General features: G+C 61.7%; 16 protein-coding genes and 1 pseudogene. 7 read left to right on the forward strand and 10 right to left on the reverse strand.

Translation table 11 applies throughout. The features are described from left to right. Positions 1–250, reverse strand: a pseudogene (locus NDB2M4_RS14790) (IS110 family transposase); the annotation flags it as partial. A 472-nt stretch (positions 251–722) separates the two neighbouring features. Between NDB2M4_RS14790 and NDB2M4_RS14795 the strand changes: the two are divergent. The 3 genes from NDB2M4_RS14795 to NDB2M4_RS14805 all read left to right on the forward strand — a co-directional run bounded on the left by NDB2M4_RS14795 (position 723) and on the right by NDB2M4_RS14805 (position 2168). Further along, the gene (locus tag NDB2M4_RS14795; RefSeq protein WP_072376515.1) at positions 723–1301 is read left to right on the forward strand and encodes a TetR/AcrR family transcriptional regulator; all 579 of its coding nucleotides are present in this window, start codon (positions 723–725) and stop codon (positions 1299–1301) included. A gap of 67 nt (positions 1302–1368) precedes the next feature. After that, positions 1369–1584, forward strand: a complete 216-nt coding sequence (locus tag NDB2M4_RS14800) for a tautomerase family protein (RefSeq protein ID WP_072376458.1) — start codon at positions 1369–1371, stop codon at positions 1582–1584. A gap of 14 nt (positions 1585–1598) precedes the next feature. Further along, positions 1599–2168: a carboxymuconolactone decarboxylase family protein gene (locus tag NDB2M4_RS14805; protein ID WP_210186559.1), complete on the forward strand. Its 570-nt coding sequence runs from the start codon at positions 1599–1601 to the stop codon at positions 2166–2168. Between the two features lie 91 nt (positions 2169–2259). Here NDB2M4_RS14805 and NDB2M4_RS14810 read toward each other — a convergent pair whose 3' ends face one another. Then, positions 2260–2832 (reverse strand): TetR/AcrR family transcriptional regulator, encoded by a 573-nt coding sequence (locus tag NDB2M4_RS14810; protein ID WP_072376517.1) that lies wholly within the window; start codon positions 2830–2832, stop codon positions 2260–2262. A gap of 130 nt (positions 2833–2962) precedes the next feature. Between NDB2M4_RS14810 and NDB2M4_RS14815 the strand changes: the two genes are divergently transcribed. The 4 genes from NDB2M4_RS14815 (at position 2963) to NDB2M4_RS14825 (ending at position 5969) form a co-directional block, all read left to right on the forward strand. Continuing rightward, entirely contained in the window at positions 2963–3340 is a 378-nt protein-coding gene (locus tag NDB2M4_RS14815; protein ID WP_072376461.1) for a DsrE family protein, read from the forward strand. Positions 3341–3606: 266 nt separating this feature from the next. Further along, entirely contained in the window at positions 3607–3750 is a 144-nt protein-coding gene (locus NDB2M4_RS20285; RefSeq protein WP_171988115.1) for a carbohydrate-binding module family 14 protein, read from the forward strand. Between the two features lie 120 nt (positions 3751–3870). Beyond that, positions 3871–5268: a glycosyltransferase 87 family protein gene (locus NDB2M4_RS14820; protein ID WP_072376463.1), complete on the forward strand. Its 1398-nt coding sequence runs from the start codon at positions 3871–3873 to the stop codon at positions 5266–5268. After that, positions 5265–5969: a glycosyltransferase family 2 protein gene (locus tag NDB2M4_RS14825; protein ID WP_072376465.1), complete on the forward strand. Its 705-nt coding sequence runs from the start codon at positions 5265–5267 to the stop codon at positions 5967–5969. Before NDB2M4_RS14820 ends, NDB2M4_RS14825 begins: the two co-directional genes overlap by 4 nt. Before the next feature lie 59 nt (positions 5970–6028). Here the strand turns inward: NDB2M4_RS14825 and NDB2M4_RS14830 are convergent, their stop codons facing one another. The 8 genes from NDB2M4_RS14830 to NDB2M4_RS14865 all read right to left on the reverse strand — a co-directional run bounded on the left by NDB2M4_RS14830 (position 6029) and on the right by NDB2M4_RS14865 (position 13128). Further along, the gene (locus NDB2M4_RS14830; protein ID WP_072376467.1) at positions 6029–6892 is read right to left on the reverse strand and encodes a phosphate ABC transporter ATP-binding protein; all 864 of its coding nucleotides are present in this window, start codon (positions 6890–6892) and stop codon (positions 6029–6031) included. Continuing rightward, the gene (pstA, locus tag NDB2M4_RS14835) at positions 6889–7764 is read right to left on the reverse strand and encodes a phosphate ABC transporter permease PstA (RefSeq protein WP_072376469.1); all 876 of its coding nucleotides are present in this window, start codon (positions 7762–7764) and stop codon (positions 6889–6891) included. Before pstA ends, NDB2M4_RS14830 begins: the two co-directional genes overlap by 4 nt. Next, entirely contained in the window at positions 7757–8611 is an 855-nt protein-coding gene (gene pstC / locus NDB2M4_RS14840; protein WP_072376471.1) for a phosphate ABC transporter permease subunit PstC, read from the reverse strand. The genes pstA and pstC overlap by 8 nt, the downstream gene beginning before the upstream one ends. After that, complete coding sequence (locus NDB2M4_RS14845) at positions 8592–9404, reverse strand: phosphate ABC transporter substrate-binding protein (RefSeq protein ID WP_072376473.1); 813 nt, start codon at positions 9402–9404, stop codon at positions 8592–8594. Before NDB2M4_RS14845 ends, pstC begins: the two co-directional genes overlap by 20 nt. 37 nt (positions 9405–9441) lie before the next feature. Beyond that, positions 9442–10494 (reverse strand): methyltransferase domain-containing protein, encoded by a 1053-nt coding sequence (locus NDB2M4_RS14850; protein WP_072376475.1) that lies wholly within the window; start codon positions 10492–10494, stop codon positions 9442–9444. Between the two features lie 118 nt (positions 10495–10612). After that, complete coding sequence (locus tag NDB2M4_RS14855; protein WP_072376519.1) at positions 10613–11278, reverse strand: NrsF family protein; 666 nt, start codon at positions 11276–11278, stop codon at positions 10613–10615. 5 nt (positions 11279–11283) lie between these two features. After that, positions 11284–11880 carry an RNA polymerase sigma factor gene (locus NDB2M4_RS14860; RefSeq protein ID WP_244536196.1) on the reverse strand — a complete coding sequence of 199 codons (597 nt, stop codon included), beginning with the start codon at positions 11878–11880 and terminating at the stop codon, positions 11284–11286. Positions 11881–12189: 309 nt separating this feature from the next. Continuing rightward, a complete protein-coding gene (locus NDB2M4_RS14865) occupies positions 12190–13128 on the reverse strand; it encodes a LysR family transcriptional regulator (RefSeq protein WP_072376477.1) in 939 nt (312 codons plus the stop codon). Positions 13129–13180: the final 52 nt, after the last annotated feature.

Here is a 13180-nt window from a genome sequence, read left to right on the forward strand (position 1 = left end):
TCACATAGGGCTTTACGTATGCCGGCGGCATGAGCCGGACCCGATGGCCGAGCTTCTCGATCGTGCGGGCCCAGTGATGCGCGGTCGCGCAGGCCTCGATGCCGACGAGGCACGGCTCTAGCTTGGCAAAGAAGGCCTCGACCTTCCCGCGGCGGAGCTCACGGCTGAGGACCTTCTCGCCATGTGCGTCGACGCCGTAGGCGTGAAAAACATTCTTAGCGATATCGAGACCGACTGTGACCGGCTGCACCATCTGACTTCCTCCATCTCATGCCCGAAAACCATACCGGTCTTCGGGCCGGGTGATGGATGCCGTCCACAGCATCAAAAGGAGACCTTGTCTCCTATCTAAAAGAGACAGAGCAGAATGCTCCCGTTAGGCCCAGAGGGCGCTGCCGACGACCGGTTCTCGGCAGCTTCTTCCGTCAGCTGGTTACCAGGAAGCAATCTTTAGCCAGCGGACAGAAACGTCATCTCACCTCAAGCTCCGCTCGCCGAGAGTTGCCGATATGGAAGCTCAGCCACCAGTGCGTCCGCTTACCGGAGCATTCGGGTCGCTTGGGCGAGTGGCCAGAGAATTCGCGTTGCATGCTTGATCTGATCGGGTGCGCGGCATAGCGGCTCGGAGGTGACCCGAACAAGGATTGTTGCGCCTGACGCTCCGCAAATTTGTCTTGAACAATCGTTCTAGACTCTCTATGTCTGGATCCGAGGAGAGTGAGATGCCCTGGGAAAAGCAGTTCGACAAGCAAGCCGCTCTGGACAAGGCGTTGCAGGCCTTCTGGACGCGAGGCTATGAGGCCACGTCCATGCAGGAGCTCGTCGACTGCACGGGTGTCAATCGCGGGAGCCTTTATGCAACGTATGGCGACAAGCGCGCCCTCTTCATTTCGGCGCTGCACATGTACGACGATGCGCGTCGACGGATGCTCTCGGAGTTCGAAGCACGCTATCCGCCGCGCGACGCGATCCGGCGTGTGTTTCTGTCGTTCATGACGGGTCTTACGGAGGACGGCAGCAATCGCGGCTGCTTCATCACCAATACGGCCCTCGAGCTCGCCGCTCACGATGCAGAGATCCGCGACATCGTCGCGACGGCGCAGCAGGACGTGGAGGATTTCTTCAAACGCATGGTGAAGTGCGGCAAGGCTGCGGGGAACATTGCAGATCATGTGAAGCCGGCAGATGCCGCACGAGGTCTGCTGGCTTCGCTCCTTGGGTTCGTCGTTCTTGTCCGCAGCCGTCCCGAACCGGCTCTACTTCAGGGGGTGCTCAGCGATGCGTTGCGGCGCCTCGACTGATGATTTTTTTGTCCTATTTGGAATGACCGTTCCAAATGTTCGACCAGCCAACCAATGGAGAGATGGAATGCCACTCGTACAGATCAAAGGGGTCGGAGGCTATCTGACCCTCGACCAGAAGAAAGAGATGATCGCCAAGGTGACGGACGCGGTCTTGTCGGTCGAAGGCGAAGGCCTTCGGGACGTGACCTGGGTCACGATCGAGGATGTCCAGCCTGGGGCCTGGGGCGTTGGCGGCAAACCCGTCACGGATGACGACCTGCGTCGTCTCGCGGGGCGATAACGAAGGAGATGAGCATGACCTACAAAATCAACACGCTTCCACTGCTTTCCATCGAGGGGGCGACGGGCAAGGCCAAGGCCCTGCTCGAAAAGGCCAAGCAGTCGCTCGGCTTTGTCCCAAACATGTATGGGGCAATGGCGAACGAACCGGCGCTCCTGGAAGTTTATTTGAGCGCCTATGCTACGTTTCGTGCCGAGTGCGGCTTCAGCCCCGTGGAGCAGGAGGTGATCTTCCTCGTTATCAGCCGCGACAACGGCTGCGACTACTGCGTGGCGGCGCACAGCTTCGTCGCCGATCACATGTCCAAGGTTCCGGCATCGATCACGGATGCGATCCGCGACGGACGACCGATCGACGATCCTAAGCTTGCCGCCCTCGCCACCTTCGCTTCACGAATGGTCGCATCCCGCGGACGCCCGAGCGATGCCGACGTGGCGGCATTCAAGGCCGCCGGCTACGGCGAGAGGAACATCCTGGGTGTAATCCTCGCCATCAGCGTCAAGACGTTGAGCAACTACACCAACCATGTGTTCCACACACCGGTGGACGAAGCATTTGCGTCGCGCCTTTGGAAAGCGGCATAGGAGGACGCATTGGGGTGCGGCGTGGCCAGCTGCACCTCTCGCCCTTCGCAGTGATGGGCGTCGCGAAGCCGATGGGGAGCTTCTGCCCACTTCACAGTTCACCCCCCAGTAACTCGTTTGGGAGCGACTTCAAGAACTCGCGGAACGGCCGTGTCGTACCCATTCCGCGCGAGAAGACCAAGCTGCCCTGCAGCATGATCACACCACGTTCGGCGCGGTTGCGGGCTTCCCTCTTGTCCACTCCCGCATCAGCCATGACGGCAGCGAGCGCCTCAATCCAGGCTTCGAAGATCTGCTTGATGGCTTTGGTGAACGGCCCTTCGTGAATTCGAGCCGATGACAGCATGTTGAGCAGACAGGCCTGTTTGCCGCCGGAGTAGAAGGCGTCCAGCTGCCGTGCCATCTCTTTCACCCGATCCGCCGGCGCACCGTCGCCCTTCAGTGGTGCAAGGATGTGCTCTTCAAGCCAGACCCCGGCGCTGTCGAGAACCTCTCGCGCCATCTGCTCCTTCCCTCCCGGGAAGCGGTGATAAAGGCTCGCCTTCTTAAGGCCCGTCGCCTCCGACAGCATGGCAAGGGTAGCGCCCTCGTAGCCGACGTCGCGGAACACGCAACTCAACCGATCCATCAGTTGCTCATCGTCAACCGACGCCTTGCGCCCCATCGGATCTCCTTCCTGGAAATTGATTACCGAACGAACGGTAAAATTGTGCTTGACATCGCAGGCTTGCTCCCTCAGTTGAGTTATACCGATCGTTCGGTAATAGTCAAACAATTAGCAGGAGTGTTCTTCCATGTCCAAAACAGCAATCGTGGTCTACTCAGATCCCAAGGCCGGCTCGGAGGAGGCCCTTGGCCGCCTCTTCAATGCGATGTTCGTGGCCTACGAGCTCAAGGAGAAGAAGCAGGAAGTCGCACTGATCTTCCAGGGAGCCGGCGTCCGCTGGGCAAGCGAGGTCGTGAAGCCGGACCATCCCGCCCACGCCCTCTACAATGCTGTGAAGGACACGATTGTCGGTGCCTGTCGCGGTTGCGCCGATGTCTTTGGAGCCACCGATGCCGTCAAGTCGGCTGGCGTGCCGCTCGTCAACGAGAAGGCCATCCCTGGGACCTCCGGCATCATCGACCTCTCGAAGTATCTCGATGCTGGGTATCGCGTGCTGAACTTCTGAGCGATGCGCGCCGCGGGCGCTGCTCGCGGCGCCCGCCAATCAAGAAGGGAAGAGAGGTCCTGAACTAACCCTCGACCCGTGATGGCTGACTTGCTCATCGAGACCGGGAGTCGCGACGAGCAAAGCGACTCCTGAGGGTTCGCCGACGCGAAGATGAAACCTGCGTAGCCAAGACATGCCTGCGTCCAGTGTAACCATCCTCGAAGCCCACCCGAATATCCGCGACGTGCCACTTGGGGGCACTGTTCCACCCAAAGGAGAAGAGCATGAAAGCGGTTTTCGCAATCCTCGTCGGCGTGATGGCTCTCGGGGTGACGACGCTCGGCGCCGCTGCCGATGAAAAGACCTGCAAGCCGGGTCAAGTCTATGACGAGGCGCAGGGCAAGTGCGTCACTCCACGCGGATCCTAGGATCGGCGCCGAACTGCGTGAAGCTGCGTGACAGGTAGATCACCTCTCCTCTCGAGGCATGGACGCGCTGCACGGGATGCGGAGGAATTCGCATCCCGCCTGCTCTTGCGGGCGTGGTGGATGGCGGCCATCTCGACCGTTGTCTTCTCGGCGACGCTCGCAGTGCTCTCAGGCCGGTTTGGCTACGACGTCGACGTCATTGACATGCCCTGTTTGACGCTCGTCGGACTCCTGGTTGGAGCAGGCGCCGCGTATTCAAGTGGGCTTCCACGCTTGGTCGTGGCGTCCGGATCATCGGGCTCACAACATAGATTCCTGGCGATCGCGCTGACTGCAGGCCTCGTGGCGCGGCTCATTATGTTCGGAAGCGCGCCGATCCTCGAGGATGACTACAACCGCTATCTCTGGGACGGCGCCGTCACCGCGCATGGCTACAGTCCTTACGCAGTGCCACCGCTTGCCGTAATCGAAGGCCGCGTTCAGGGCCCGCTGCAAGATCTTGCGGCAGATGCCGGCGCAGCGCTTGGGCGCATCAATCACAAATCCCTGACCACGATCTATCCGCCCGTCGCGCAAGGGGCGTTTGCGCTCGCCCATCTGATCGGGCCGTGGAGCCTTGCGGCATGGCGCGGTGTGCTGCTGGCGTTCGACGTCGCCACCCTCGGCCTACTCGTTCTGATGCTCGATGTGACCGACCGCTCGCGCCTTTGGTGCACGCTCTACTGGCTCAATCCCGTGGTCCTCAAGGAAGTATTCAACTCCACGCATATGGAGGCCGTCATCCTGCCCTTTGTGCTTCTCGCGTTGCTGCTGGCAATGCGGCGTCGGCCGCTCGCGGCTAGCACGGCTCTCGGCCTTGCCGCCGGCGCCAAATTCTGGCCGGCACTATTGTTGCCCTTGATGCTGCGTGGTGCATGGCCCAGGGAGAGGACGAGATCGGCCGCAGCGGCGCTGGTCTTTGCTGGCCTGTTCACGCTGTGGCTGGCACCCATGGTGATTCACGGTGTCGATGAGGCGAACGGGCTGGTCGCTTACGCTGATGGCTGGCAAATCAACAGCGCCCTGTTTCCGGTCATCGTTGGCCTGCTTTCATCGTTCCGGGACTGGATCGGATTCAGCGCTGTAGATGCCAATGGTCTCGCGCGAATGCTGATTGCGATTCTTCTGGCGGTGTTGGCTCTTTTCCTAGCCCACCGTCGACTGAACGGACTCGATGATCTTATCGCGCGCGCAAGCGTGGCCGTTAGCGCGCTGGTGCTGCTCTCTCCTGCCCTCTATCCCTGGTACACGGTGTGGATGGCGCCGTTCTTGGTGTTTCGCCCGTACCGGGCGTTTCTCATGCTGACTGCACTCATCCCCCTTTACTATTCGTTCTTCCACTTTGCGGCGCGCGGGACCCTCGAGATCTTCAACTCATACGTCGTCCCAGGCATCTGGGCTCCAGTGTGGATCGTGCTCTTCTGGGGCATGGCGGGCGCGGCTTTCTCCTATCGTGAGTGCGCAAGGAGTCAGCAATGAGAGATGGGCGGCGGATCGGCGTCATCATCCCGGCGCTGAACGAGGAGAACGCGATCGGGCTTGTCATTGGAGATATACCGGCGTGGGTCGATGAGATCGTCGTCGCCGACAACGGCTCCGGCGACGCAACTGTCTTTGAGGCGTCAAAGGCCGGGGCGCGCGTGGTCAGCGAGCTAGAGCGCGGCTACGGAGCCGCCTGCCAAAGAGGTCTTCAAGCATTGGAGGCTGCCGACGTGGTGGTGTTCGTCGACGGCGATTACAGTGACGATCCTCGTCAGATGAGTCTTCTCGTCGATCCCATCCTCTCAGGGACAGCCGATCTCGTGATCGGCTCGCGCGTCATGGGTCGCGTTGAGCGCGGCGCACTCCTTCCCCAGCAGCGGTTCGGAAACTGGCTCGCCTGCCGCCTGATGCGGTACTTCTTCGGCGCGTCTTATTCCGATCTGGGACCATTTCGGGCGATACGGGCCGGCGCGCTGGAGAATCTCGCCATGCAGGACCGGGCCTTTGGGTGGACGGTCGAGATGCAGGTCAAGGCTGCCCGGACGGGAATCGCCACGATGGAGGTACCGGTGAGCTACAGGCGTCGTATCGGCGTCTCGAAGATTTCAGGAACGGTTTGCGGGACGATTCTTGCCGGACTGACAATTCTGCGCGTCATCTTCAAATTTCGCCATGCGAATTGCAGGGCTGCAGCCTAGGCTCCTACGGCTAAGCCCTCGGGCGCGAGGCTTGCCGCCATGGCAGATCTTGAGCTGTGTCAGCCCCTGAGCCCGCGCACATAGGCTGCCGTGAGCTGGTGGCGCGGCTGCTCGAACAAGCGACGGCACTGGTCAAACTCGATCAGAGTGCCGGCGCGGTCATTGACCCAGAAGAACGCCGCGTAGTTGGCAATGCGCCGGGCCTGGCCGAGATTGTGTGTGACGATGACGACCGTATAGCGGCCGCGCAGTGTTTCTATGAGATCCTCGACGACCGCGGATGACAGCGGGTCGAGCGCACTGCAGGGCTCGTCCATCAGCAGGATTTCGGGTTCGAGCACCAGCGCACGTGCCATGCAAAGGCGCTGCTGCTGGCCTCCCGAGAGAGACAGCGCGGCGCCGTCAAGCCGATCCTTGACCTCATCCCAAAGGCCCACGTCGACGAGGCTCCGCTCGACGCGAGCCGCAAGCTCGCTACGGCCCGTTATGCCGTGCTCCTTGAGTGGCATCTCCAGATTGCGGCGGATGGACAGCGGAAACGGATTGGGCTTCTGGAAGATCATGCCGACGCGTTGCCGCAGGGCTTGGACGTCCACGCCGGAGCTGTGGATGTCCGCGCCATCGAGCATGATGCGGCCTTCTACCCGGCATCCCGGAATGAGATCGGTCAGGCGATTGAGGCACGAAAGGAGGCTCGTCTTGCCGCATCCCGACGGACCAATGAGCGCCGTGATGCAACCCCGGTAGATATCCAGGCTGACATCCTTGAGGGCGGGCTTCCCGCCGTAGCCAAGAGACAGGCCATCGACCCGGATCTGCGTCTCAGGCCTGCAGCATGGAGGGCCCGAAAGCAGCGGACCGACAGTGTACGCCTTCCCATCGACAGCTTCGACAAGGCCTTCGCTCTCGCCGGTGATCGTCATGATGCTGTGATCCTTCGCTTGAGGGTCCTCTCGGCAAGCCACGACGCAGCGCCATTGATGAGAATGAGAAGCGCAATGAGCACGAGCGCGGAGGCATATGCGCTGCGGTCGCCGCCTGCGACGTTCATTGTGAGGTCGTAGATGTGCACTGAGATGGCGCGGCCCGAGTCAAGCAGTGAGGCGGGCATGCGGTCTACGTAGCCGCTCGTAAATATCAGCGCGGCTGTCTCCGCCATGGCACGGCCGATTCCAAGCATCAGTCCCGCCACCAGGGCTGGTGCGGCCGCGGGAATGAGCACGTTCACCAGTGCGCTGGCCTTTGAAATGCCGAGCGCAGCCGCTCCCAGACGCCAGTCGTTAGGGACGGTTCGCAGTCCAGATTCGGCTGTACGAATGAGGATCGGCAGGACCATGCACGCCAGCGTCAGCCCGCCGGAAAGTATCGAGAATCCCAGGCCCAGCCACACGCAGAAAAATGCATTGCCGAACAGCCCGAATACAATCGAGGGGACACCGGCGAGAATGTCGAGGCTGAGGCCAATCCAATATCCGGCACGGCCGCCCGGGCGTGAGAACTCGGAGAGTAGGATCGCGGTAGCTAGGCCCAGAGGCGCCGAAACGGCAAGCGCGACGGTGAGAATGAGCACTGTAGCGAGCAGAATTGGTGCAATGCCGCCATTGCGTCCGGCGCTACGCGGCGCTGCGGTGAGGAATTCCCAACCTATACGGTTGGCGCCGTGCCAGACAATGTCGAGCAGGAGCCAGCCGAACGTCGAGGTGATCACCACCACGGCGGCCAACACGAGCAGCTGGAGTGTGCGGTCGCGCAGAGCGATCCGGTGAGCGCTCCTATAGACGGCGAGACTATGCATGCACGACCTGGCCACCACTGCGCCGCGCCACAGCCGCGAGCGCCAGCACCACTGCAGTCAGCGCGAGACCAGAAACGAAGAGCGACGCTCGATGGTCTCCAGTCGCGTAGGCCATCTCGAGCGCAATATTTGCAGTTAACGTGCGGACGGGATCGAAGAGAGACTTTGGCAGCTGCACGACATTGCCGCTGACCATAAGCACCGCCATGGTCTCACCGAGCGCGCGCGCCGAGGCGAGCATGACACCGGCAAAAATGCTGGCCTTCGTGGCTGGGATCGCGATGTTGATGATAATGGCTTCCCGCGACAGACCAAGCGCGGCGGCGCCGATCCCGTACGCTGATGGCAAGCTCGCCAGGGCGGCTTCTGTCGTCAGCGCAATGGTGGGCAGGATCATTAGGGCGAGGATCAGGCTGCCAGCGAGCAGGCTGGTGCCTGGCGGGGCAACCTTGAGGATGAGCGGCACGATGACCGTCAGTCCCCACAGCCCAAGCACGACCGAAGGAATGCCTGCCAACAGCACAATCACCCAATGCAGGAGCCGCCCGACGATTCCGGCCGCATAAAATCGAGAGAAGATGGCTGCGGCCACTCCGAGCGGGGTCGCCAACGCTATCGCCAGCGCCGAGGTTGCCGCTGACGCAGCAAGCATCGGAACGAGGTTGAACGTGCCCTCAGTCGGATGCCATCCGCGAGCGGAAACGAAGTGGACCAGGCCGTAGCGGGCGATGACCGGCCACGATTCCTGCATCAAGAAAAGTACGATGAGAATTAGAACGGCAGAGGCGAGTCCGGCTGCGAATGCGAGCCATCGCAGCAGCCGCGCATCACGGGCCGAGGGGGACAAAGTACTGCTCCCTGACGAGATCGTAGGCCTCAGCGGACTTCGTAAAGTCGATGAAGGCTTTGGTGAGGCCTTGCGGCTCCGCGCTCGTGACCAGGTTCAATGGGCGGGCGAGCGGAAAGCTGCCGTTGCGCACGTTCTCGACGGAAGCCGCGACGCCTGCCATGCCCAGGAGCTTGATAGGTGTCCCTGCGCGCGCCTCGAACTCGGCGGTTCCAATCGAGACGTAGCCGATCGCCCCTGGGTTTCCGGCTACGGTCTTGATACCCTGCTGGTTATCGCCGATGACTACCTGCGCCTTGATATCGCTCGCCTTGAGCTTGAAGTGGTGCAGGAAGAGCTCGAGTGTCGAGCGCCCTTCGGCCTTGTTGACGACCGTGATAGGTCCCGCCTTGCCGCCGACCTCGGCCCAGTCGGTGATCTTGCCGGTGTAGATATCAACGATCTGCTGGTCAGAGAGGGCGGAAACGACATTGTCGCGATGAAGAATGAGGCTGACACCGTCGCGAGCAATGGCAAAGGCCTTGAGGTCCACCTCGTCGGATTTAAGCGCGCGCGAAACCATGCCGATGTCGGCAAGACCAGACCTGGCATCACCGATCCCTCGCGACGATCCACCCGATTGCACATCAATACGGGTGCCGGGGCTCTTTTCCTCGAACCGCTTGGCCATTTCGGCTGCAAGCGGGGCAATGGTGCTCGAGCCGGTGATGACGAGCTTACCTTCGGCCGACGATGCCGGCTGCATGGTGGTGGCAAGTACCAGCCCCGCCAGCAGGAATGTCCCGATACGCATGCGATCTCCTCCGTGTGGATTGGCGCGAGGCTTGCGACTAACAGCAGGTCGACGCTTGCGACAGCGAACCGTTGCCGGCAGCGAACGGGATATTCGTGCCGCAGCCCGGGAAGACGCCGTAGTGCGTGGAAAAATCGCCGATGAAGTCGAAGTGGGGTGCGAGCCGGCTCTCTCGCAGCATGTGCCAAGTGTTGCCACACACGGGGAACACGCGCCCGAGCTCGATCGCATGGTGGCTGTCGAGATGAAATATGTGCGGCGCTTCAAGTATGCCGCCGCGATAGATCACCGCCTGCCCGTAATCCTCGCATGCCGGCTCTAGCGCATCGATCTTGAACAGGCGATAGGTCGCCGAATAGAAGCGGGCCGACCCGATTTTCTCCTCGACGTGAGGATCGGTGATATCCAGTGGACGGCTGGTGACAAGACGCGGATCGCCAAATCCTGACGCCCGCGCCAGCTCCAGGAAATCGCCCCAATAGAGAGCGCCGCCCAAGCACTCGCCGTAGACCAGCGGATCATTGCGCAGCGATTCTGGCAGGCGCCGGTCGGCATAGACGTCGGCAAAGTAGAACTCGCCGCCCGCCTTCAGAAGATCGAACACGCCCTTGAGCACGGCGCGCTTGTCGATGGAGAGATTGACGACGCAGTTCGAGACGACGACGTCGAAGCTTGCCGGCTCGAGACCGAGCGTTGCGAGATCTTCGATATAGCCCTGGAGGAAGCGCACATTGGCTTTGGCGTGGCGAAAGCGCTCCATATGCCATTCCACATGGGAGCGTGCCGTTTCGAGCTGCTCGGGCGTCATGTCGACGCCGACGACCTCTCCGGACGGCCCGACGAGCTGGGCGAGCGCATAGACATCGCGCCCCGAGCCGCAGCCGAGATCGAGCACGCGACGTCCCTCGATGAGTTCCGGAACCACGAGACCGCAGCCGTAATACTTGGCGAGGACGTCGTCATGGATGTTGGCAAGGAGGGCCTTGATGCGCTCCGGCATGTTGTCCGGCGTGCAGCAAGCCTTGGTCTTGAGGTCGTCTGAGGTGCGCAGAACCTTCCCGTAGTAGTCCTTCACGATTTCGATATGCATTGGGTCCTCTTTTTTGGCGCGTGGAGGAAAGGGCGATGAGGCCGAGCTCTCCCTCAGGCGCGGACAAAGTGGCGTCGCGCTCCGGGATGCTCAGGGATTGAAAGACTGCAGAGGCTGGCTATCCGTCGCCGGAGCGTGGCTCGACAAGCGTCCAGCGCAACAAGCGGTCGCCCAGAAAGAAGCCCACGCCTGCGAGAAGGACGACGGAGCCGAACTGCCAGACCAGCAGCATCACGCTGACATCTTGCGGGTGGAACAGACGCAGGGCCGCGGCTGCCAGCGCGGTCGCCGCAAGGGTGGCAAGACCGGTCGTGGACATGGGCGCGATCGGTGCCCCGCGACGCATCATGGCGAAGATGAGCATCGCGGGAAGTAGACTCAAGGCGAAGATGGCGCCAAAGCACATCAGGTCGAATTTCAGCCGACCGTCCGCACCGATCTGCACCCATTGGCGCCAGCAGCCCTCGCCGAGGCTCGCGAGCCAAACGATGAGAAACGGCAACGGCGCAAACCGCTCCCAAACAGGGCGCCCCGGGCAGCCGGCGCAGAACGCAGCGGCGGCGGCCATGACGCTCGTAAGCAACGCGGCGCCGACTTCGATGACAAAGCGGGGGTCCTGGAGCTTCTCGGTGATATCTGGGCGGACGCCGACAGCCACGACAATGAGCGCGACGTAGGCCACCGAGAGCAAGGCCCAGGCCATGGCGCGCCAGACGGGGTGCGGAAGCCGTTCGACGGGTTCGGCCTCGCGCGCCAGGCTTCGAATGAGTTGTTCCGTTTCCATCTTGCTCACATCTCGCCCTTCAGCGCCTGCCGCATGGCCTTCATGGCCCTGTGCACCGTCACTTTTAGCGAGGCGATACTCTTGCCCGTTTGCTTCGACGCTTCCTGCAGCGACAGACCCTGCAGCTTCATGAGCTCGATCGCCTGACGCTGCCCGGCCGGGAGCGCCATCAGCGCCGTCCGCACAAGCTCCTGATCATCACTCACTTGCTCGAAGGTCTTCGTTTCATCGCCCGCGAAGGTTTCAGGCATGATCTCGACCGTGGTTTCATTGGCGGAGCGGGAGTGGACGCGGCGAGCTGCATCGGCGATCCGACGGGCCGAGATGGTCATGAGCCAGGGAAGAAACGGCCTTCCGGGATCGTATGTATGCCGGACCGAGTGGACCGACAGGAGTACGTCCTGGACGATGTCCTCGATGTCTTGCCGGTTCCGCCACCGCTTGCCGACCACGGCTCGAAGGATTGGCAGCATCTCGGACAGCAGGATGGAATAAGCAGTCTGGTCGCCGTCCTGAGCGGCGCGCATCAGATTGCGCCAGCGCTCCTCGCGGGTATCGCTACGGGACCGGCCGCGGGCATCATTGGTTGTTGGATCGGACATGTGACCGGTTCTTATTTTTTGCTGACGACGTAGCGGCTCATGAACTGAGCGTCACACCCCGCTTCATAGGCTTCTGGCCAGCCTTACGCCTTATATGCGTATACGAATCCGACTGTGAGTCGTTTCACGCGCATCGCGCTTAAGAGCATGCTTCATGTTGCCGAAAGTGGCTAGGTAACCTTCATCGATGCGGCAACGAAATGCGTAGCAGAGCGGAATGCGCGCGAGTGTCGGTTTACGGGGGAGTGCCGTGTTGTAGCGCGACACGGGCCGACTTGACGCGTCGCGTCTAGAAGGGTCCCGATCGCTTCAACTCCGTTCCTCGCCGGATTTGCGGCGCGATCTAGCAGACAAGCCAGCGAGAGCCGAGCGCAACCGCGGCGTTGCAGAATCGATAAAGGCGCGAACCTTTGGGGCTATGAGCCGGCTCTCGGGATAGACGAGTTGCACGGGTAGGGCCGGAGGTGCATAGCGCTCCAAGACAGGCACTAAGCGCCCCTCTCGCATCTGCTTTGCCACCATATAGGACAATGCAATGGTGATGCCGTTGCCGGCCTCGGCGCCGCTGATTGCAGCCGCAGCATCATTGATCTCGAAGCGCGGTTGGAGGGCTATACGGCTTGCGCCACGTTCCCCGGCGTAAATCCATTCCCGGTTCTGCATCAAGCCGCTGAAGGCGATGATGGAATGGAGCTTGAGGTCGGCCGGCGCACGTGGAGTTCCTCGTCTCTCAAGATAGCCGGGACTTGCAACCAGCAGGCGGCGAACCTCGCCCACAGCGCGGGACATCATGCTCGAGTCTGGCAGTTGGCCCACGCGAAGTGCGACATCGATTCCTTCCTCAATCAGATTGACGACCCGGTCGACCAAAAAGGCCCGTGCCGTCACGCGCGGATGAGCATCGAGAAAGTCCGAAATGATCGGCGCCAGGACCGACCGGCCCATCGTCACGGAGGCCGTGATCGTGAGCTGCCCGGTCGGCAAAGCCGCTTCTCCTGATGCCTCCCGTTCCGCCGCCTCAAGATCTGCAAGGACGAGGCGTGCGCGCTCAGCGAGTACGCGGCCGGTTTCGGTCGGATGAACGCGGCGCGTCGTGCGCGTAAAAAGTTCGACGCCGAGCCGCGCCTCGAGCGCGGCGATCGCCCGCGTGACAGCAGGTGGGGAGCTGTTCAGACGGGCGGCGGCTTTGGCGAAGCCTCCAGTCTCCGCAACCGCGAGAAGGACCCTGAGTTCGTGGAACCTATCCATGCATTATTCCGATCTGCGCAATAATATCTTGCACAGGTAGCGCATTCTTTCA

Origin of the sequence: Hyphomicrobium sp. NDB2Meth4 (assembly GCF_900117445.1) — a bacterium.
In the GTDB taxonomy this organism is placed as follows: Bacteria; Pseudomonadota; Alphaproteobacteria; order Rhizobiales; family Hyphomicrobiaceae; genus Hyphomicrobium_A.

Bases quoted from the DNA above. Each gene is read 5' to 3' on its own strand.
- NDB2M4_RS14795 (WP_072376515.1), top strand. From the start codon at position 723: ATGCCCTGGGAAAAGCAGTTCGACAAGCAAGCCGCTCTGGACAAGGCG.
- NDB2M4_RS14800 (WP_072376458.1), top strand. From the start codon at position 1,369: ATGCCACTCGTACAGATCAAAGGGGTCGGAGGCTATCTGACCCTCGAC.
- NDB2M4_RS14805 (WP_210186559.1), top strand. From the start codon at position 1,599: ATGACCTACAAAATCAACACGCTTCCACTGCTTTCCATCGAGGGGGCG.
- NDB2M4_RS14810 (WP_072376517.1), bottom strand. From the start codon at position 2,832: ATGGGGCGCAAGGCGTCGGTTGACGATGAGCAACTGATGGATCGGTTG.
- NDB2M4_RS14815 (WP_072376461.1), top strand. From the start codon at position 2,963: ATGTCCAAAACAGCAATCGTGGTCTACTCAGATCCCAAGGCCGGCTCG.
- NDB2M4_RS20285 (WP_171988115.1), top strand. From the start codon at position 3,607: ATGAAAGCGGTTTTCGCAATCCTCGTCGGCGTGATGGCTCTCGGGGTG.
- NDB2M4_RS14820 (WP_072376463.1), top strand. From the start codon at position 3,871: ATGGCGGCCATCTCGACCGTTGTCTTCTCGGCGACGCTCGCAGTGCTC.
- NDB2M4_RS14825 (WP_072376465.1), top strand. From the start codon at position 5,265: ATGAGAGATGGGCGGCGGATCGGCGTCATCATCCCGGCGCTGAACGAG.
- NDB2M4_RS14830 (WP_072376467.1), bottom strand. From the start codon at position 6,892: ATGACGATCACCGGCGAGAGCGAAGGCCTTGTCGAAGCTGTCGATGGG.
- pstA (WP_072376469.1), bottom strand. From the start codon at position 7,764: ATGCATAGTCTCGCCGTCTATAGGAGCGCTCACCGGATCGCTCTGCGC.
- NDB2M4_RS14845 (WP_072376473.1), bottom strand. From the start codon at position 9,404: ATGCGTATCGGGACATTCCTGCTGGCGGGGCTGGTACTTGCCACCACC.
- NDB2M4_RS14850 (WP_072376475.1), bottom strand. From the start codon at position 10,494: ATGCATATCGAAATCGTGAAGGACTACTACGGGAAGGTTCTGCGCACC.
- NDB2M4_RS14855 (WP_072376519.1), bottom strand. From the start codon at position 11,278: ATGGAAACGGAACAACTCATTCGAAGCCTGGCGCGCGAGGCCGAACCC.
- NDB2M4_RS14860 (WP_244536196.1), bottom strand. From the start codon at position 11,880: ATGTCCGATCCAACAACCAATGATGCCCGCGGCCGGTCCCGTAGCGAT.
- NDB2M4_RS14865 (WP_072376477.1), bottom strand. From the start codon at position 13,128: ATGGATAGGTTCCACGAACTCAGGGTCCTTCTCGCGGTTGCGGAGACT.